This is a genomic window from Microbacterium sp. (assembly GCF_047607465.1).
Taxonomy (GTDB): domain Bacteria; phylum Actinomycetota; class Actinomycetes; order Actinomycetales; family Microbacteriaceae; genus Microbacterium.
The window spans coordinates 20,736-37,661 of record NZ_JASGCY010000007.1 but is presented as its reverse complement, the minus strand read 5'-3'; the positions used below and the strand labels follow the sequence as shown (position 1 = coordinate 37,661).

Here is a 16,926-nt window from a genome sequence, read left to right as displayed (position 1 = left end):
CCGTCGATCTGGGGACCGACGGCCTCCCGCATGAAAAGTCCGGAATGAGAACGCAGAGCTGCGTGTCGATGCGCGAGGCGCAGCCTCAGATGTCTGGCTGCGCACCTACCCGCACGTGCACGACACGCAGCTCGGCGTCGAGCAGTACCGCATCGCCGGCCATGCTGGGGCGCAGGCCGCCGATGCGGTCGGCGAAGCCGACGGCACGGGCAGGCGTCTCGGTCAGTGCGCACACGGCCTCCGGTAGGGGGACGCCAGCCTGCACCGCGCGTACCAGAGCGATGTCCTGGGTGAGCGTTGAGCCGGCGATCGACCCGGTGTCGTCGGCGCGGGCGATGCCGTTCTCGACCGTCACGTGCACCGCGCCGAGATCGTAGTGGCCGTCGGCGCTACCGGCTGCCGCCATCGCGTCGGTGATCAGCGCGATGCGTCCGGGCGCCGCATCGAACAGCAGCTTGATCACGTACGGGTCGAGGTGCACGTTGTCGGCGATGCCCTCGAGAACGACGCGGTGGTCGGCCGCTGCGGCCAGTACGGGACCGGGGGCCCGATGGTGGATGCCGGGCATGGCGTTGAAGGCGTGCGTGAGGATCGACGCCCCCGCCTCGAACGCGGCGATCGCGACGGACGCGTCGGCGTTCGTGTGGCCGACGGCCGCGGCGGCGCCCGCGGCGACGATCTGCTTCACGGCGTCGATGCCGCCGGGGAGCTCTGGTGCGATCGTGACCTGGCGCACGGTGCCACGGCCCGCGTCGAGGAGCCGAGCGACATCGGCGGCGACGGGGTCGCGCAGCAGCGACGGCTCGTGCGCGCCGTGATGGCCGGGGTCGAGGAACGGGCCCTCGAGGTGCGAGCCGAGGATGTCGGCATCCGTCGTCATGAGATCGGCGATGCGCGAGACGCTCTCGGCGAGCTCGTCGAGGGGGGCGGTCACGAGTGAGATGACCGCACGGGTCGTGCCGTGCTCCCGGTGCAGCGCGCGGCCGGTGCGGATGGCCTCGATGCCGTCGTCGTACGCCGCGCCGGCGCCGCCGTGGCCGTGGATGTCGACGAAGCCCGGCGTGAGCACGGCATCCGCTCCGGCGATCTCGACGGCGTCGACGATCTCGTCGGCGGGAGCCCACTCGTCACCAGTGCCGCGGGCGGCGACGAGCCCCCGCTCGAAGCGCACCCAGCCGTTCTCGACGATCGCGCCGCCATCGACGATGCGTGCCGAGTGGATGACGAGCGACCCAGCGGTGTCGGAGTGCACGCTCATCGGTCGGTCCATTCGATCTCGCCGACGGCGTGGAAGGCGATGCCCTCGGCGCGCCACAGCGGGGCCAGGGCGCCGACGCGGCGGCGGAACGACGCCCAGGTGCGCTCGTCGTGCGTCTGCGGCGACCACGCGATCTCGGCCTGGCAGGCGATGCGCGGGAAGACGAGCTGCTCCACGTCGTGCCAGGTGGCCGTGGTCTCGGTCCACAGCGGGCTCTCCACCCCGATGATCGCGGCGGCGGGGACGTCGAGCACCGCTGTGGGCTCCCACTCGTAGGCCGTCTTGACGTCGATGACGCCCGCCCAGGCGAGACCCAACGCGAAGTCGGCGTCGTACTTCATGTCGAGGTAGGCGACGTTCGAGGCCGACATGACGAGGCCGCCGCCGCGTTCGACGAAGCGCGCCGCTTCCTCGGCGTGGGTGCCCTGCGGGGTGGTGCCGCCCCAGTACTGCCCGATCGTGCCCTCGGCGATGCCGGCGGCCGATCCCATCTCGTGCCAGGCCATCGGGGTCTTGCCCGCCGCGACGACGATCTCGGTGGCGTGGGCGGCGAAGAGGTCGAAGTCGGCCTGCGGGGTGCCCAGCGACTCGTCGCCGCCAACGTGGAGGTAGGGGCCGGGGGTGATCTCGGCGAGCTCGCGCACGACGTCGCGGACGAAGTCGTAGGTGCGCTCCTCATGGATGCGCACGCTCGAATGGCCGACGCCCCACCCGGTGTACGGCTCGCCGGCGACGGGGAGCGGCTGGCCGAGCGCCTCCGACTGCGCGACGAGGGCGTCGTTGAGCACGGGCGCCTCGACGAGCTCGGGGTAGGCGACGCCGATCGCGTGGGTGTGGCCGGGCAGGTCGACCTCGGGCACCACGGTCATGTGGTGCGCTGCCGCGTACTCGACGATCTCGCGGTAGTCGGCGCGGGTGTAGAAGCCGCCGGCGTCGCCGTTCGCGGCGCTCGCCGACGCGCGCTCGGTGAGCAGCGGCCACGACTCGATCTCGATGCGCCAGCCCTGATCGTCGGTGAGGTGCAGGTGCAGGTGGTTGTACTTGAGGGCGCTGGCGGCGTCGATGTACTTCTTCACATCGTCGACGCCGAAGAAGTGGCGGGCGACGTCGAGCATGACCCCGCGATACGCGAAGCGGGGGGCGTCGGCGACTCTCGCGCGCAGGAAGCCCCAGGTGCCGCTCTCGTCTTCGCGCAGCAGCTGCAGCAGCGTCTGGACGCCGTAGAAGAGGCCGGCCGCATCGGCTCCTGCGACCTCGGCCGTGTCGTCGACCGAGAGCGTGTAGCCCTCGGGGGCCTCCGCCTGCTGGTCGATCCGCAGGGAGATCCCGGCGGTCCTCTCGGCGGCGTCGGCGAGCGGGGAGGGTTCGCTCGCATCGGCGAGCGGGGCGAGGCGGATGCCGGTGCGGCGCTCGATCGCGGCGATGAGGTGGGCCGCGGCATCCGCCGGCCCGCTGACGCGCAGGGCCGGGGTGAGCGGCATCCGTCCTGCCCGTGCGGTCGCGGACGCGGGCACTGGCACGAGCGGCAACGCAAAGGGAAAGACCATGAACAAAAACCTATCGTGCAGGGGGCGGATCGGGGGAGTCTCTTCCTGTGGATTCGGCGGAGACGGATGCCGCGGGGAGCGCGGTTCGAGCAGGCACGGCGTCGTCATCGCCGCGCGTCGCGCCACCGGCATCCGCTATGCTCGTAACCGTCGCGACTGGCGTCTGGGTGGACTACCACCGGGGAGCGACTGACCACGGAATTCGACCGCGCGCCTGGGCCGATGGAAGCACCCCCTTCGAATCCGTTGTCAGAGGAGCACGTCACATGACCGACCGTTACTTCAACGCCCCGCTCGCCGAGGTCGACCCCGAGATCGCCGAGGTCCTCGACCGCGAGCTCACGCGCCAGCAGACGTTCCTCGAGATGATCGCGTCCGAGAATTTCGTGCCCGTCTCGGTGCTGCAGTCGCAGGGCTCGGTGCTCACCAACAAGTACGCCGAGGGCTACCCGGGTCGGCGCTACTACGGCGGCTGCGAAGAGGTCGACGTCGCCGAGGAGCTGGCGATCCAGCGCGCGAAGGACCTGTTCGGCGCCGAGTTCGCCAACGTCCAGCCGCACTCCGGCGCCTCGGCCAACGCGGCCGTCCTGCACGCGATCGCCCGCCCCGGCGACACGCTGCTCGGCCTCTCGCTCGACCAGGGCGGCCACCTCACGCACGGCATGAAGATCAACTTCTCCGGACGTCTCTACAACATCGTCGCCTACGGCGTGAACCCCGAGACCTCCACCATCGACATGGACGAGGTGCGCCGCCTCGCCATCGAGCACAAGCCGAAGGTCATCATCGCCGGCTGGTCGGCCTACCCGCGCACGCTCGACTTCGCCGCGTTCCGCGACATCGCCGACGAGGTCGGCGCCCTGCTCTGGGTCGACATGGCGCACTTCGCCGGTCTCGTCGCAGCAGGGCTCCACCCGAGCCCCGTGCCGCACGCGCACGTCGTCTCGTCGACCGTGCACAAGACGATCGGCGGCCCGCGCTCCGGCTTCATCCTCACCAACGACGCCGAGATCGCCAAGAAGATCAACTCGGCCGTCTTCCCCGGTCAGCAGGGCGGACCGCTCATGCACGTGATCGCCGCCAAGGCGACCGCGTTCAAGCTCGCCGCGACCCCCGAGTTCAAGGAGCGCCAGGAGCGCGTGCTGCGGGGAGCCGCGATCATCGCGGAGCGCCTGTCGCAGCAGGACGTGAAGGATGCCGGCATCGGCGTGCGCTCCGGCGGCACCGACGTGCACCTCGTGCTCGTCGACCTGCGCGACGCCGAGATCGACGGCAAGCAGGCCGAGGACCTCCTGCACGACATCCACATCACCGTGAACCGCAACGCGGTGCCGAACGACCCGCGTCCGCCGATGGTGACGTCGGGGCTGCGCATCGGAACGCCGGCGCTCGCCACCCGCGGCTTCGGAGACGCGGAGTTCACCGAGGTCGCCGACGTCATCGCGCTGGCCCTGCAGCCCGGTGCCGACGTGGAGGTCCTGCGCGCCCGCGTCGACGCGCTCGCCGCGGCCTTTCCCCTGTACCCCGACCTGCAGCAGTAAGCCCCCACTCCGTCGAGAAACCACTTCCGTCGCGAGACACCCCGGCTCAGGGGGTGTCTCGGCGCGGAAGTGGTTTCTCACCGGCTGGTAGAGAGAGAAGCGACATGACAGCGAAGATCCTCGACGGCAAGGCCGCCGCAGCATCCATCAAGGCCGAGCTCGCCGAGCGGGTCGCCGCGCTGCGCGAGCGGGGCGTCGTTCCCGGCATCGCGACGGTGCTCATCGGCGCCGACCCCGCCTCGCAGCTCTACGTCGGCATGAAGCACCGGCAGTCCGAGGCGATCGGCATGAACTCGATCCAGCGCGAGCTGCCGGCCGACGCCACGCAGCAGGACGTCGAGGCGCTGATCGACGAGCTCAACGCCGACCCCGACTGCCACGGCTACATCGTGCAGCTGCCGCTGCCCAAGCACCTCGACACCGACGCGATCCTCGAGCGCATCGACCCCACCAAGGACGCCGACGGCCTGCATCCGACCAATCTCGGCCGGCTCGTGCTGAACGTGAACAACCCGATCAACACCCCGCTGCCCTGCACGCCCCGCGGTGTGATCGAGCTGCTGCTGCGAGGCGGCTACGACCTCAACGGCAAGCACGTCGTCGTCGTCGGACGCGGCGTCACGATCGGACGCCCCATGGGCCTGCTGCTCACCCGCCGTGACATCAACGCCACGGTCACCCAGGTGCACACGGGCACGCCGGACATGGCGCCGTACCTTCGTCAGGCGGACGTGATCGTCGCGGGTGCGGGCGTCAAGCACCTCATCCGCGCCGAGGACGTGAAGCCCGGCGCTGCGGTGCTCGACGTGGGCGTGACGCGGGAGACGGATGCGGAGACGGGCAAGAGCCTCGTGTTCGGCGACGTGCACCCCGATGTGGCCGAGGTCGCGGGATGGATCTCGCCGAACCCCGGGGGAGTGGGGCCGATGACCGTCGCGCTGCTCATGACGAACGTCGTCGAGGCGGCTGAGCGGTCGCTCGAGCGCGACTGAGCCGCGCGGCGGAGCGACTCAGCCGAGCTCGTCGAACATGCGGCGCTGCTCGGGCGTGAGCCCGTCGTTCAGCTCCGCACGCCCCGTCGCGGCGGCGGGCGACTCGGGAGCGGATGCCGTCGACCCGCCCCGCAGCGATGAGGAGACCGCGTCGTACACGTCGCCGGCCTTGGCCCGAAGGCGGTCGTCGATCCGGTCGTAGATCACCCAGCCGACCAGCAGCACGAACGGCGGAACCACGAAGCCCCACAGCCCCCACGCCCGCACGCCGCTGAACCACACCGTGAACGTCCAGATGATGAGCTCGGTGACGTAGACGAGCCCGTACTGGATCGACTTCTCGGCCCTACCGGAGCGCTGGCCCGACCTGCGCGCGAACGCCGCGCGCAGCACCGGCTTCAGCAGCAGCGCGGCCAGGGTGAGGATCACCGCGGCCCACAGCACGTGCAGCCCGATCCGCACGCTGCCGAACAGCAGGTCGATGAGCAGCAGAACGGCGACGTCGAACACGTAGAGCGCGGCGAAGCGGACGATGGCGTTCTTCATGCGTCCAGACTCGCACATCCTGCCAATGCCCACACCCGCCCGAGCGGGTCGCGCGCTACCGAGCGCCCAGCGAGCCCTCGATGTTCGTGATGCGCGCCTGCTCGTCGAAGCGGAACGTCGCGGTGCCGGTGGCATCGGACACCGTCGCGCCGCTGTACGCCTCGTCGGTCCAGGCCAGGCTCCACCCGGCGAGGCGGGCGAGGTCCCACACCGAAGTGCGCGCGTCGGGCAGCGCGAGTCCGGAGAGGATGCGCGGAAGCACCGGCAGCGCCGCGGCGACCGTCAACGGCGGCAGCGGGGCATCGAGGACGAACACCGCACGGGTGCCGCCGCCGATCGGAGCGGAGTAGTAGGGAGCGCGACCGGTGACCTCGACGGCGACGCCGCCGACGGTGTGCGCGGCCGCGGCGATCCAGGAGTCGTCGCCCTCGGCATCCGCGGGGAAGGCGAGTTCGGGTTCCGAGAGCGCGGCGACGCCGTTCTCGTCGCCGTACGCACGCAGCCGGGCGGCGACGCCCTCCGCGTCGCCCTGCGGATGCGCCCATGCCCACAGCAGCGAACGCGGCCCCGGTGCGATCGTCGCGATGAGCTGCGCCGGCGCGACGAGCTGCCGCGCCGGGTCGGCGGTGGAGGTGAACGTGATCGTCCCGGCTGTCATGTCGGCGTCCCAGCGGTGGTTGCCGAGCTCATCGGTCGCCGTCAGCAGGGCGTCCTGACGCAGGGCGGTGAAGAGGGCGGCGCGGTCGGCGAGGGGCTGGAGAGAGGCGAACGTCATGCTCCCAGTCTCACGCCGGTTGCTATGAATCCGCCAGCGGGGTCAGCTCTTCAGCGCGCCGTCGGCGCGTCCCATGCGCCAGACGCTCGGCACGAGCATGGTGCCCAGCGCCACCACCGCGTAGAGCACCGCCGAGATCACGAGCAGCGAGGAGACGTCGACGTGGCCGACGAGCCATCCGAAGGCGAGGGTGCCCAACGGCATCGCCACGAAGCTCGCGAGCATGTCGTAGCTGGCCACCCGCGAGAGCTTGTCGCCGGGGACCTGCTCCATCTCGGTGACGTTCCAGCCGGTGTTGAACAGCTCGACGCCCAAGCCCGCGACGAACGCGCCCGCCGCGACGAGCAGCGCGTGCGGATGAAGCCCGAGCAGCGCGAGCGGGATCGCGAGAGCGCTGATCGCCAGCATCCCCCATCGCAGGGGGCGGCGCAGCGGCAGCCACATCATCACTAGCGTCATGACGAGGATGCCGGCGCCTTCGGCGCTGAGCACCCAGCCCCATCCGGCGATGCCGAGCCGTGGATCGTTCTTCGCGATGTAGGGCCCGGCGACGCCCCACGCGCCGATGTGGATCGCATTCATCACCATGAACGCGAGGCAGATGCTCCACATCCAGGTGCGCGACCAGAACTCGTGCCAGCCGGTGCGCAGATCGCGGAGGAAGCTCGTCCCCGACGGATCGGGAGCCGGCAGCCGCACCAGGGCGAGGAGGACGATCGCGAGCGCCCAGGCCGCCGCCTGGATCACCATCACCCAGGCGGGGCCGACGGTCGCCACCAGGATCCCGGCGATGACCGGGCCGCCGATGGTGGTCGCCGAGCGTACGAACGAGAGCAACGCGTTCGCCTGCTGCAGGTGTGCGGGGGTCGTCAGCTGCGGGATGATGCCCTGCATGGCCGGCATGACGAAGGCGGATGCCGCGCCGTTCAGCGCCGAGAGGAGGGCGAGCACCGGGATCGTCGCCGTGCCGGTGAACAGCAGTGCGGCGGTCGTGCCGATCGAGAGGATGTCGATCACGTAGCAGCTCTGGATCACGAGCGCGCGGGGGAGACGGTCGGCCACCACGCCGCCGAAGATGAGGAAGACGACGTTCGACAGCGTGAAGACCGTCAGCACGATCGCGAGAGCGGCGGGAGAGTTGTCGATGCCGAGCACCGCGAACGCCAGTGCGATCGAGGACATCGAGCCCGCCGTCATGGTGATCGCGCGCGAGAGGAAGAACCAGCGGAACCCGCTGTCCTGCATCGCGGCCAGGCCGCGCATCATCGATCGGACCCGCGCCTGTGCATCCGCTCATCCTGCCACGATCCGGTTCCGCTGATCGGTCAGGCTCGTCAGCGGCATGGACGCCTGCCTGGCGGCCCTACCGGGCTTTCGTCGCGCTGCGGGCGGGCACGCGCACGTCGAGATCGTCGATGCCGTCGAAGTCGCGAGGATTCAGTGTGAAGAGCGGAACCCGATGCGCCAGAGCGGTCGCTGCGATCAGCGCGTCGAAGCTGCGGGCGGCAGGCTTCTTCCCCCGTGCTCTGAGCGAAGCGGCGACGAGGGCGAACGTCCGTGCGACACGAGCGTCTACGGGGAGCGCATCGAAGCTCAGCTCGACCTCCTGAAGCCGGAGCTGTCGGCGCATCCGCTCGCGGTCGTCGCCGGCGACCAGCGGGCCGAGTGCGAGCTCGGCGAGCGTGACGGCGCTGATGGACGAGTAGTCCGGAAGGGTCCTCGGATCCAACTGCTCCAGTGCGATCACGACGGATGTGTCGAGGATGCCCTCGCTCATCCCAGGTCCTCGTCTGCGGGCAGTTCCGGAGTGATCAGCTGATCGATCTCGGCGCGCATCGTCGCATGATCGACGGGAGGCAGAGCTTCGAAACGACGGAGGATCTCGGCCGTGCTCAGCCGACGGCGGGGAAGGGGCACCACCTGCGCCACGGGGGCGCCGTCTCTCGTGACGATCAGGCTCTCCCCGTGGGTCACGCGAGCGAGGACCTCCGCACTGTTGTTGCGCAGATCACGGACGCTGACCGTCTCACCCATGCGTCAAGCGTATCACCGGTGATACGGCGGGCTCAGTAGCTCGCGCGGGGCCGGTCGTCGGATGCCGGGATGAAGCGCGCGGCCAGGGCCTCCGATGCGCGGGCGAGCAGGGCCACGTCGGCGCCCACGGCGACGAAGTCGGCACCAGCGGCGATGTATCCGTCGGCCGTGACCGGGTCGAAGGCGTTCACCCCCACGGGGGTTCCAGCCGCCCTCGCCGCGGCGAAGACCTTCTCGACGGCCGCGACGACCTCGGGATGCGTCTGCTGCCCCAGCAGGCCCATCGATGCCGACAGGTCGGACGGCCCGACGAACACCGCATCCACCCCGTCGACCGCGACGATCTCGGCAGCGGCATCCACTCCGCCCGCCGTCTCGATCTGCACCGTGAGCGACACGTGCTGCGCGGACTCCTGCAGGTAGCGGTCGACGCGGTTCCAGCGCGCGCTGCGCGCGAGCGCGCTGCCCACGCCCCGCACACCCTCCGGCGGACAGCGGGTCGCGGCGACGGCGGCTCGTGCCTCCGCAGCGGAGGACACCATCGGCACGATGAGGTTCTGCGCGCCGAGGTCGAGTACCTGCTTGATGGCGACCTGGTCGTTCGATGGCACGCGCACGACGGGGACGATCGGATAGGCGGCGGCGACCTGCAGCTGCGTCTGCACGCTCTCGAGCGAGTTCGCCGAGTGCTCCATGTCGATGAGCAGCCAGTCCAGCCCCGAGCCCGCCGCGATCTCGGTCACCAGCGGGCTGCCAGAGCACGCCCACATGCCGATGAGTGAGCGGTCGGCGGCGGCGAGACGCTCGCGGAACGGCGGATCTAGACGAAGCGGCATGTGATGGTTCCCATCGGTCCGTAGTCGCACAGCACCTCGTCGCCGCGCGACACCCACATCGGGCGTGTGAACGATCCGGCCAGGATGATCTCCCCGGCTTCCAGCTGTGCGCCGTGCTGGTGGAACTTGTTCGCCAGCCACGCGACGCCGGTCGCAGGGTGGTTCAGGACTCCCGCGGCGACGCCGGTCTCCTCGATCTCGCCGTTCTTGAACAGCAGACCAGGCACCCAGCGCAGGTCGATCTCGTCGGGGCGCTTGTGCACATCGCCGAGCACCATCGCCCCGTAGGCCGCGTTGTCGCTGATCGTGTCGACGATCGTGCGTCCATCCAGCTCGATGTGCGAATTCAGCACCTCGAGGGCGGGGACCGCGTAGTCGATCGCCGCGAGGGCGTCGTCGAGGGTGCAGTCGGGGCCGGAGAGCGGATGCTTGAGCACGAATGCCAATTCGACCTCGATGCGCACATTCGAGAAGTGGTCGACCGGGATCTCCGCGCCGGACGCGTACACGGTGTCGTCGAACATCACGCCGTAATCGGGCTCGGTGATGCCCGTCGCCTGCTGCATGGCCTTCGAGGTCAGACCGATCTTGCGGCCGACGAGCCGGCGTCCGGCCGCGATCTGCGAGTCGCGCCACACGCCCTGGATCGCGTACGAGTCCTCGACGGTCGCCTCGGGGTAGCGCGCGGTGATGCGCGGGATCACTGTGTGCGCGCGGTCGGCTTCGGCGAGCTCTGCCGCGAGTTGCGCGACGGTGTCTTCGGACAGCATCCGTTCCTCCTCCTGCGGTGCGTGGCGACGGCCTAGAGCTGATTGCCCAGCTTGCCCTCGCGCTCGTCAGCACGGGTATAGCTGAACCCGTCGGCGCCGATCGTGACAGCCATTTCGCTGCTGTCGGTGCGGGCGACGACCGGCTGCGGGTTGCCGTCGAGGTCGAGGACGAGACTCGCATCCGTGTACCAGCTCGGCACCACCGGGTTCCCCCACCAGTCGCGGCGCTGGTTGTCGTGCACGTCCCACGTGACGACGGGGTTGTCGGGGTCGCCGGTGTAGTAGTCCTGCGTGTACACCTCGACACGGTGACCGTCGGGGTCGCGCAGGTAGAGGTAGAACGCGTTGCTCACCCCGTGACGGCCGGGGCCGCGCTCGATCGCGTCGGAGCGGCGAAGGGCGCCCAACTTGTCGCAGATCGCGAGGATGTTGTGCTTCTCGTGCGTCGCGAAGCACACGTGGTGCATGCGGGGGCCGTCGCCGCCGGTCATCGCGGTGTCGTGCACGGTGGGCTTGCGGCGCATCCAGGCGGCGTAGACCGTGCCTTCCTCGTCCTGGATGTCCTCGGTGACCCGGAAGCCGAGGTCCTGCATGAACTTCACGGCGCGCGGAACGTCGGGGGTGACCTGGTTGAAGTGGTCGAGACGCACCAGCTCGCCGGGGACGTGCAGGTCGTAGCGCCACGACATCCGCTCCACGTGCTCGGTCTGGTGGAAGAACTCGTACGGGAACCCGAGCGGATCGACCACGCGCACCGAGTCGCCGATGCCCTGGACGAAGCCGTCGGGGTTGCGGCGCACGTCGCAGCCGAGCTCGGTGTAGAACGCGACGGCGCGGTCGAGGTCCTCTGGCGTGCGCACGCGGTACGAGAAGGCGGCGACGGCCGCGATCGGGCCCTTGCGTAGCACGAGGTTGTGGTGGATGAACTCCTCGGTGGAGCGCAGGTAGATCGCCTCGTCGTCTTCGCTCGTCACGTACAGGCCGAGGATGTCGACGTAGAACTGGCGGGAGGCGGCGAGGTCGGTGACCACGAGCTCCATGTAGGCGCAGCGCAGCACGTCTGGCGGCGTGGCCGTCGGGGTCGGCGTGGGGTTGTCGGGGTGGATCGGCGCCTCCTGGCTCACGTAGAAGCCCGAGGACGTCAGCGTCATGTCGTCGCGGTTGGTCATCTCAGCGTCCTTGCTCAGTTCTTGCCGAACGTCGGGTTGTGGGCGGGGCCCAGCGTGATGTGCACGCTCTGCTGATCGGTGTAGAAGTCGATCGAGCGGTAGCCGCCCTCGTGACCGAGTCCGGACGCCTTCACGCCGCCGAAGGGGGTGCGCAGGTCCCGGACGTTGTTGCTGTTCAGCCACACCATGCCCGCCTCGACCGACTGCGCGAAGTTGTGCGCGCGCTTGAGGTCGTTCGTCCAGATGTAGGCGGCGAGGCCGTACTTCGTGTTGTTCGCGAGCGCGAGCGCCTCTTCATCGGTGTCGAAGGGGGTGATCGCGACGACCGGGCCGAAGATCTCCTCCTGGAAGATCCGTGCGTCGGGGGAGACGTCGGCGAACACGGTCGGGGCGACGAAATTTCCATCGGGGAAGCCTTCGGGGCGACCACCGCCGGCCACGAGCCGCCCCTCGCCCTTGCCGATCTCGACGTAGCTCATCACCTTGTCGTAGTGCTCGGGGTGCACGAGCGCGCCGACCTCGGTGTCGGGATCGTGCGGGTAGCCGACCTTCACGCGCTGCGCCTGGGCTGCGTAGCGCTCGACGAACTCGTCGTAGATCTCCCGCTGCACGAGGATGCGCGAGCCCGCAGTGCAGCGCTCGCCGTTGAGCGAGAAGACGCCGAAGATGGTGGCGTCGACGGCGGCCTCGAGATCGGCGTCGGCGAAGACGACCGCGGGTGACTTGCCGCCCAGCTCCATCGACAGGCCCTTGAGGAACGGCGCGGCGTTTCCGAAGATGATCTGCCCGGTGCGGCTCTCTCCGGTGAAGGAGATGAGGGGGACATCCGGATGCTTGACGAGCGCGTCTCCTGCGTCCTCACCGAGTCCGTTGACGAGGTTGAACACGCCCTGCGGAAGGCCCGCCTCCTCGAAGATGCCGGCCCACAGCGATGCGGACAGCGGCGTGAACTCGGCGGGTTTGAGCACGACCGTGTTGCCGGTCGCGAGCGCGGGGCCGAGCTTCCACGACTCGAGCATGAACGGGGTGTTCCACGGCGTGATGAGGCCGGCCACGCCGATCGGCTTGCGGTTGACGTAGTTGAGCTGGCGGCCCGGCACCTTGAAGGCGTCGTCGGCCTGGGCGACGATGAGGTCGGCGAAGAAGCGGAAGTTCTCGGCCGCGCGCCGCGCCTGGCCGAGGGCCTGCGTGATCGGCAGCCCCGAGTCGAACGACTCGAGCTCGGCGAGCCGCTGGTCGCGCGACTCGACGATGTCGGCGATCCGGTGCAGCACGCGCGAGCGCTCGCGCGGCAGCATCCGCGGCCACGGTCCATCGGCGAACGCGCGCTTCGCTGCGGAGACGGCGAGGTCGACATCGGCCTTCTTGCCGGCGGCGGCGCGCACGTAGGTCTCGTTGGTGACGGGATCGAGCACCTCGAAGGTGTCGCCGTCGGCGGAATCGACGAAGGCGCCGTCGATGTAGTGCTGGATCGTCTGCGGCAGGTCGGCCGGAACGTGTGCGTCGGTCATCATCGTCCTTCGTGTCAGCGTGGCTGTGATTCAGATCGTATACGATCCGGATCGGCGGTGCAATGGGTGGATGTGCGCGGGCGGTCAGTGCCCGCCGCCTCCGTACGGTCCGAGCACGTCGAGGCGCTCGAGGTGGCGGGCGAGGGCGAAGCGCGGATCGACACCGGCCTCGTCGGCAGACGCGCCCGTGGCGAGCGCCGCGGCGTACTGTCCGAGCCGCGGCGAGAACTTGAACCCGTGCCCGGAGAGGCCGGCGACCGTGATGACGCGTCCTGAACCGTTCACGTCGACGACGGGGAGGCGATCGGGCGTGTAGGCGCAGTGATGAACGCTCTCGCGGACCGGCTCGGGGTTGATACCCTCGAACAGCTCGGCGGCGCGCTGGCCGATCGTGATGAGCTCCTCGCGGGTGTGATGCCGCGGCACCTCCGACACGTCGTGCATCACAGGCCAGGTCGGGTTCGTGCACGCCTTGAACGAGTAGCCGTCGTAGCTCGGGGCTCCGAAGAAGTGCACGGGGCCGGAATCGCGCAGGAACGCGGGGAACCGCTCGGCGGCGAAGGCCGACGGATCCTTCGGCATGAACCAGGTGAGCCCCAGCACCTGCAGGCGCAGCAGCCGTGCGAGGTCGGGGGAGAGACGGGTCGACCACGAGCCCGCCGACACGATCACGCGATCCGCCAGCCACACGCCCTGTGAGGTGCGCACCACGACGCCGTCCGCGCGCTCCTCGATGCCCAGCACGGCGGTGTTGAAGAGCAGGCGGATGCCGCGCGATTCGGCCACGTCGAGGGCGCTCATCACGGCGACCTCGGGACGCAGGCCCCCGCCCTGCGCGTCGAGCAGGCCGACGTCGTCGTCGTGAACGCGATGCTGGGGATACTCGCGGCGCAGGTCGGAGGAATCGAGCATCCGATGCGGGAGGTCGAACTCGCGCACGGTGCGCAGCGCCGTCTCGAGATCGGGGAAGCCCGCAGGCGCGATCGAGAGGGCACCCACCTCGGAGTAGATCGAGCGACCCGATTCGCCCTCCAGCTCACGCCACAGGGACCGCGAACGCTGGATCATGTCGACGTAGGTGCCGCCCTCGTGCACCGCGGTGCGGAACACCCGTGACTCGCCCGCGTACGAGGCGAGCGAGTGCACGCGACCGTACTGCTCGATGCCGACGACGTCGATCCCCTCGTGCGTGCTCAGCTGCCACAGCGCCATCGAACCGACCGTTCCGGTACCGATGACGACGACATCCGCCCTCTGCATGTCCACGCTCATCCCTTCCTCCGCAGCTCAGGCGAGCGCCGGAGCATCCCACAGCCGCAGCGTCGTGCCGATGCCCTTCTCGAGGGCGTTGCGGTAGACCACGGTCGCCCAGGCGACATCCTCCGTCGGCATCCCGCCGACGGAGAAGACGAACACCTCGTCGTCATCGCGGCGACCTGGGGTCGTCCCCTGGATGATCTCCCCGAGATCCTCGAACTGCTCGGGCGCCATCCGTCCGTCGTGCACGCGGTCGCACAGGTGCATTCCCCAGATCCCTACGGTCTCGTGCGCGGGAGCCGGCAGCTCCTCGGCCCACGCCTGGTAGATCCTGCGGGCGTCGGCGACGTGCCGGGCGCGCTGCACCAGGGCCTCATCGACGGCGAGGTGCGCCGAACAGCAGATGAAGGCGCCGGGGGAGACCCAGTCGTCCTCGATGCGTGGGTAGTTCGCTGATCCCGACGGACTGGGCACGGCGATGCTGACGATATCCGATCCGCGCACAGCGCTCTCCATATCGGGCACCTGCTCGACCTGCAGCTGCGAGAAGCGCTCGCGCGCCCAGGCGATGAACGCATCGACCCCGGCCTGGCCGCGGCCGGCGACCTTGACGGTGCGGATACCAGGACGCACGGCGACGAAGGCCTCCAGCGAGGTGCGGTTCATAGGCCCCGGCCCGATGATGCCGACGACCGTCGCGTCCTCGCGGGCGAGATGCCGGGCGCCGACGCCGGGGATCGCCCCGGTGCGATAGGCGCTGAGCAGGTTCGCCGACATGATCGCCAGCGGGGCGCCGGTGTCCTTGTCGTTCAGCGTGAACATGAGGATCGAGCGCGGCAAGCCGTGCTGCTTGTTGGCGACGTTCGACCCGTACCACTTGCATCCGGCCGTCTGGAAGTCTCCGCCGAGATATGCCGGCATCGCCATGAACCGCCGATCGGGCCCGTCGGCGGGCATGCCGGGGAACGCGGGTTCCGCGGGGAAGGAGATCTGCGCGCCGTGCGAGTTGTTCTCGGTTCCCGCCATGCGGTAGTCGCCCTTCCCGAAGAGCACGAGCATGTCGGACATCGTGTCGACGCACGCCGACATGTCGGTGACGCCGGCGCGGATCATGTCCGGCTCGTTCAGGTAGAGGAAGTCGATGGTGCTGCTCATTTCTGGTCTCCTACGACGTCGATGAGCGCGGTTCCGTAGGCTCCTGGCTCGGTGCCGTGACCGATCCGCGCATAGACGGCGGGGTCGCGCCGCTTCAGGACCGCGCCCCAGATGATGCCGCCCACGAGGGCGACGATGAGCAGCGCCGGCAGCACGATGGTGGTGGCGTCGGGTTCGGTCTGCCCGAGCATGAGCGGGAAGTTGCCGAGCACCAGCACGAAGATCGCCAGGAGCGCGGCGGCGGATGCGAGAGGAGCGATCGAGGTCGTCCACACGCTCAGGCCGCGCGAGTCCTTGCGGAAGTAGCCGAAGGCGGCGATCGCCGTGATGCCCATCAGCAGCACGAGACCCGCGGCGCCGGTGTTCGTCAGCCAGGTGAACAGGGTGAGCACGGGGAAGAGGATCTCGGGCGCACCGCCGAGCGCCTTCGCCCCGCCCAGTGCGTCGCCGGCGATCGCGAAGCCGGCCACCACGACGACCGCGAGCACCGACTGCGCGAGCGAGCCGGCCCACGGCGCGCCGGCGCGATTCGTGCGCCCGAAGTGGTGCGGAAGCACACCCTCGCGGCCGAGGGAGTAGAGATACCTCGCGACGGCGTTGTGGAACGCCTGCAGCGCGGCGAACAGGCTCGTGATGAACAGCAGCGACATGATGTCGGCCAGCAGCACGCCGACGTGATCGGTCATGAAGACGAACATGAGGTCGGGACCCGACTCCCGCGAGGCGTCGACGATCGCCGAGGGGCCGACGCCGACGGAGAACGCCCAGGCGCTGAACGCGTAGAACAGCCCGATGATCGCGACCGCCGCATAGGTCGCCCGCGCCACGGTGCGCTGAGGATCCTTGGCCTCCTCGCCATAGATCGCACCGCTCTCGAAGCCCATGAACGCGGCGACGCCGAAGACCAGCACGAGGCCGAGCGCCGGCCCGAAGAGCGCCGCGGGGTTGAGGGCGGCTGTCGAGACGCCCTCCGGAGCGACGCCGAGCGCGACGATGTCGAACACGATCACGACGACGAACTCCAGAGCGACGAGCGTGCCGAGGACCTTCGCCGACAGGTCGACGCGGTTGACGCCCAGCACCCCGACGACGACGATGCAGAGGAACACCCAGAGCCACCAGGGCGTCGACGTGCCGTTCTTCGCCTCGAGCATCGCGGAGATCTGGAAGCCGAACAGGCCGTAGATCCCGATCTGCATGGCGTTGTACGACACCAGGGCGAGCAGCGATCCGCCGACGCCGAGCGCCCGGTTCAGGCCCTGCGCGACGTAGGCGTAGAAGGCGCCGGCGTTCGTGACGAAGCGGCTCATCGCCGTGTAACCGACGGCGAAGGCCGTGAGGATCACGGCGATCAGCAGGAATCCGAGCGGTACCCCGAGGGACCCTGTGACCGCGTACGAGGTGGTGACGCCGCCGGCGACCACCGTGAGCGGTGCCGAGGCGGCGATGATCATGAAGGTGATCGATCCGAAGCCGAGTCGGCGACGGCTGAGGCCGGGATCGTGCTCGGCCGGGCTGTGATGCATGCTGGTCAT

Annotated in this window: 16 protein-coding genes and 1 riboswitch; of the genes, 2 read left to right on the top strand and 14 right to left on the bottom strand. The window is 69.7% G+C overall.

From position 1 onward, the window contains the following. Positions 1 to 85: 85 nt before the first annotated feature. Both QM568_RS00930 and QM568_RS00925 read right to left on the bottom strand, forming a co-directional pair. Positions 86 to 1,258: an N-acetylglucosamine-6-phosphate deacetylase gene (locus QM568_RS00930; protein ID WP_415134874.1), complete on the bottom strand. Its 1,173-nt coding sequence runs from the start codon at positions 1,256 to 1,258 to the stop codon at positions 86 to 88. Then, a complete protein-coding gene (locus QM568_RS00925; protein ID WP_415134872.1) occupies positions 1,255 to 2,805 on the bottom strand; it encodes a family 20 glycosylhydrolase in 1,551 nt (516 codons plus the stop codon). Before QM568_RS00925 ends, QM568_RS00930 begins: the two co-directional genes overlap by 4 nt. 142 nt (positions 2,806 to 2,947) lie before the next feature. Further along, positions 2,948 to 3,032: riboswitch (ZMP/ZTP riboswitch) on the top strand. 39 nt (positions 3,033 to 3,071) lie between these two features. Here QM568_RS00925 and glyA point away from each other — a divergent pair. Together glyA and QM568_RS00915 are read left to right on the top strand one after the other, a co-directional pair. Continuing rightward, complete coding sequence (glyA, locus tag QM568_RS00920) at positions 3,072 to 4,346, top strand: serine hydroxymethyltransferase (protein WP_415134870.1); 1,275 nt, start codon at positions 3,072 to 3,074, stop codon at positions 4,344 to 4,346. 104 nt (positions 4,347 to 4,450) lie between these two features. Further along, positions 4,451 to 5,338 carry a bifunctional methylenetetrahydrofolate dehydrogenase/methenyltetrahydrofolate cyclohydrolase gene (locus QM568_RS00915; protein WP_415134868.1) on the top strand — a complete coding sequence of 296 codons (888 nt, stop codon included), beginning with the start codon at positions 4,451 to 4,453 and terminating at the stop codon, positions 5,336 to 5,338. An 18-nt stretch (positions 5,339 to 5,356) separates the two neighbouring features. Here the strand turns inward: QM568_RS00915 and QM568_RS00910 are convergent, their stop codons facing one another. From QM568_RS00910 to QM568_RS00855, 12 genes are all read right to left on the bottom strand, one after another. Next, complete coding sequence (locus tag QM568_RS00910; RefSeq protein ID WP_415134866.1) at positions 5,357 to 5,884, bottom strand: hypothetical protein; 528 nt, start codon at positions 5,882 to 5,884, stop codon at positions 5,357 to 5,359. 55 nt (positions 5,885 to 5,939) lie between these two features. Then, positions 5,940 to 6,659 (bottom strand): DUF6882 domain-containing protein, encoded by a 720-nt coding sequence (locus tag QM568_RS00905; protein ID WP_415134864.1) that lies wholly within the window; start codon positions 6,657 to 6,659, stop codon positions 5,940 to 5,942. 42 nt (positions 6,660 to 6,701) lie between these two features. Continuing rightward, complete coding sequence (locus QM568_RS00900; RefSeq protein WP_415134862.1) at positions 6,702 to 7,925, bottom strand: MFS transporter; 1,224 nt, start codon at positions 7,923 to 7,925, stop codon at positions 6,702 to 6,704. Positions 7,926 to 8,022: 97 nt separating this feature from the next. After that, entirely contained in the window at positions 8,023 to 8,436 is a 414-nt protein-coding gene (locus QM568_RS00895; RefSeq protein ID WP_415134860.1) for a type II toxin-antitoxin system VapC family toxin, read from the bottom strand. Beyond that, positions 8,433 to 8,693, bottom strand: coding sequence for a type II toxin-antitoxin system Phd/YefM family antitoxin (locus QM568_RS00890; RefSeq protein ID WP_415134858.1), 261 nt, complete (start codon positions 8,691 to 8,693; stop codon positions 8,433 to 8,435). Before QM568_RS00890 ends, QM568_RS00895 begins: the two co-directional genes overlap by 4 nt. Positions 8,694 to 8,725: 32 nt before the next feature. Beyond that, entirely contained in the window at positions 8,726 to 9,529 is an 804-nt protein-coding gene (locus QM568_RS00885; protein WP_415134856.1) for an HpcH/HpaI aldolase family protein, read from the bottom strand. After that, the gene (locus tag QM568_RS00880; protein ID WP_415134854.1) at positions 9,514 to 10,299 is read right to left on the bottom strand and encodes a fumarylacetoacetate hydrolase family protein; all 786 of its coding nucleotides are present in this window, start codon (positions 10,297 to 10,299) and stop codon (positions 9,514 to 9,516) included. The genes QM568_RS00885 and QM568_RS00880 overlap by 16 nt, the downstream gene beginning before the upstream one ends. Before the next feature lie 32 nt (positions 10,300 to 10,331). Continuing rightward, a complete protein-coding gene (gene hpaD, locus QM568_RS00875) occupies positions 10,332 to 11,468 on the bottom strand; it encodes a 3,4-dihydroxyphenylacetate 2,3-dioxygenase (RefSeq protein ID WP_415134852.1) in 1,137 nt (378 codons plus the stop codon). A gap of 14 nt (positions 11,469 to 11,482) precedes the next feature. After that, complete coding sequence (hpaE, locus tag QM568_RS00870) at positions 11,483 to 12,979, bottom strand: 5-carboxymethyl-2-hydroxymuconate semialdehyde dehydrogenase (RefSeq protein WP_415134850.1); 1,497 nt, start codon at positions 12,977 to 12,979, stop codon at positions 11,483 to 11,485. A gap of 84 nt (positions 12,980 to 13,063) precedes the next feature. Next, the gene (gene solA / locus QM568_RS00865) at positions 13,064 to 14,251 is read right to left on the bottom strand and encodes an N-methyl-L-tryptophan oxidase (RefSeq protein ID WP_415134848.1); all 1,188 of its coding nucleotides are present in this window, start codon (positions 14,249 to 14,251) and stop codon (positions 13,064 to 13,066) included. Between the two features lie 15 nt (positions 14,252 to 14,266). Then, positions 14,267 to 15,391 (bottom strand): tyramine oxidase subunit B, encoded by a 1,125-nt coding sequence (locus QM568_RS00860; RefSeq protein ID WP_415134846.1) that lies wholly within the window; start codon positions 15,389 to 15,391, stop codon positions 14,267 to 14,269. Next, positions 15,388 to 16,926, bottom strand: a complete 1,539-nt coding sequence (locus QM568_RS00855; protein WP_415134844.1) for an APC family permease — start codon at positions 16,924 to 16,926, stop codon at positions 15,388 to 15,390. Before QM568_RS00855 ends, QM568_RS00860 begins: the two co-directional genes overlap by 4 nt.

What these genes read in the sequence shown, in the direction of transcription:
- QM568_RS00880 (WP_415134854.1), bottom strand. Translation starts at nt 10,299, where the DNA reads ATGCTGTCCGAAGACACCGTCGCGCAACTCGCGGCAGAGCTCGCCGAA.
- QM568_RS00930 (WP_415134874.1), bottom strand. Translation starts at nt 1,258, where the DNA reads ATGAGCGTGCACTCCGACACCGCTGGGTCGCTCGTCATCCACTCGGCA.
- QM568_RS00860 (WP_415134846.1), bottom strand. Translation starts at nt 15,391, where the DNA reads ATGAGCAGCACCATCGACTTCCTCTACCTGAACGAGCCGGACATGATC.
- hpaD (WP_415134852.1), bottom strand. Translation starts at nt 11,468, where the DNA reads ATGACCAACCGCGACGACATGACGCTGACGTCCTCGGGCTTCTACGTG.
- QM568_RS00895 (WP_415134860.1), bottom strand. Translation starts at nt 8,436, where the DNA reads ATGAGCGAGGGCATCCTCGACACATCCGTCGTGATCGCACTGGAGCAG.
- QM568_RS00900 (WP_415134862.1), bottom strand. Translation starts at nt 7,925, where the DNA reads ATGATGCGCGGCCTGGCCGCGATGCAGGACAGCGGGTTCCGCTGGTTC.
- QM568_RS00890 (WP_415134858.1), bottom strand. Translation starts at nt 8,693, where the DNA reads ATGGGTGAGACGGTCAGCGTCCGTGATCTGCGCAACAACAGTGCGGAG.
- QM568_RS00905 (WP_415134864.1), bottom strand. Translation starts at nt 6,659, where the DNA reads ATGACGTTCGCCTCTCTCCAGCCCCTCGCCGACCGCGCCGCCCTCTTC.
- QM568_RS00925 (WP_415134872.1), bottom strand. Translation starts at nt 2,805, where the DNA reads ATGGTCTTTCCCTTTGCGTTGCCGCTCGTGCCAGTGCCCGCGTCCGCG.
- QM568_RS00910 (WP_415134866.1), bottom strand. Translation starts at nt 5,884, where the DNA reads ATGAAGAACGCCATCGTCCGCTTCGCCGCGCTCTACGTGTTCGACGTC.
- solA (WP_415134848.1), bottom strand. Translation starts at nt 14,251, where the DNA reads ATGAGCGTGGACATGCAGAGGGCGGATGTCGTCGTCATCGGTACCGGA.
- QM568_RS00915 (WP_415134868.1), top strand. Translation starts at nt 4,451, where the DNA reads ATGACAGCGAAGATCCTCGACGGCAAGGCCGCCGCAGCATCCATCAAG.
- QM568_RS00885 (WP_415134856.1), bottom strand. Translation starts at nt 9,529, where the DNA reads ATGCCGCTTCGTCTAGATCCGCCGTTCCGCGAGCGTCTCGCCGCCGCC.
- hpaE (WP_415134850.1), bottom strand. Translation starts at nt 12,979, where the DNA reads ATGACCGACGCACACGTTCCGGCCGACCTGCCGCAGACGATCCAGCAC.
- glyA (WP_415134870.1), top strand. Translation starts at nt 3,072, where the DNA reads ATGACCGACCGTTACTTCAACGCCCCGCTCGCCGAGGTCGACCCCGAG.
- QM568_RS00855 (WP_415134844.1), bottom strand. Translation starts at nt 16,926, where the DNA reads ATGACCAGCATGCATCACAGCCCGGCCGAGCACGATCCCGGCCTCAGC.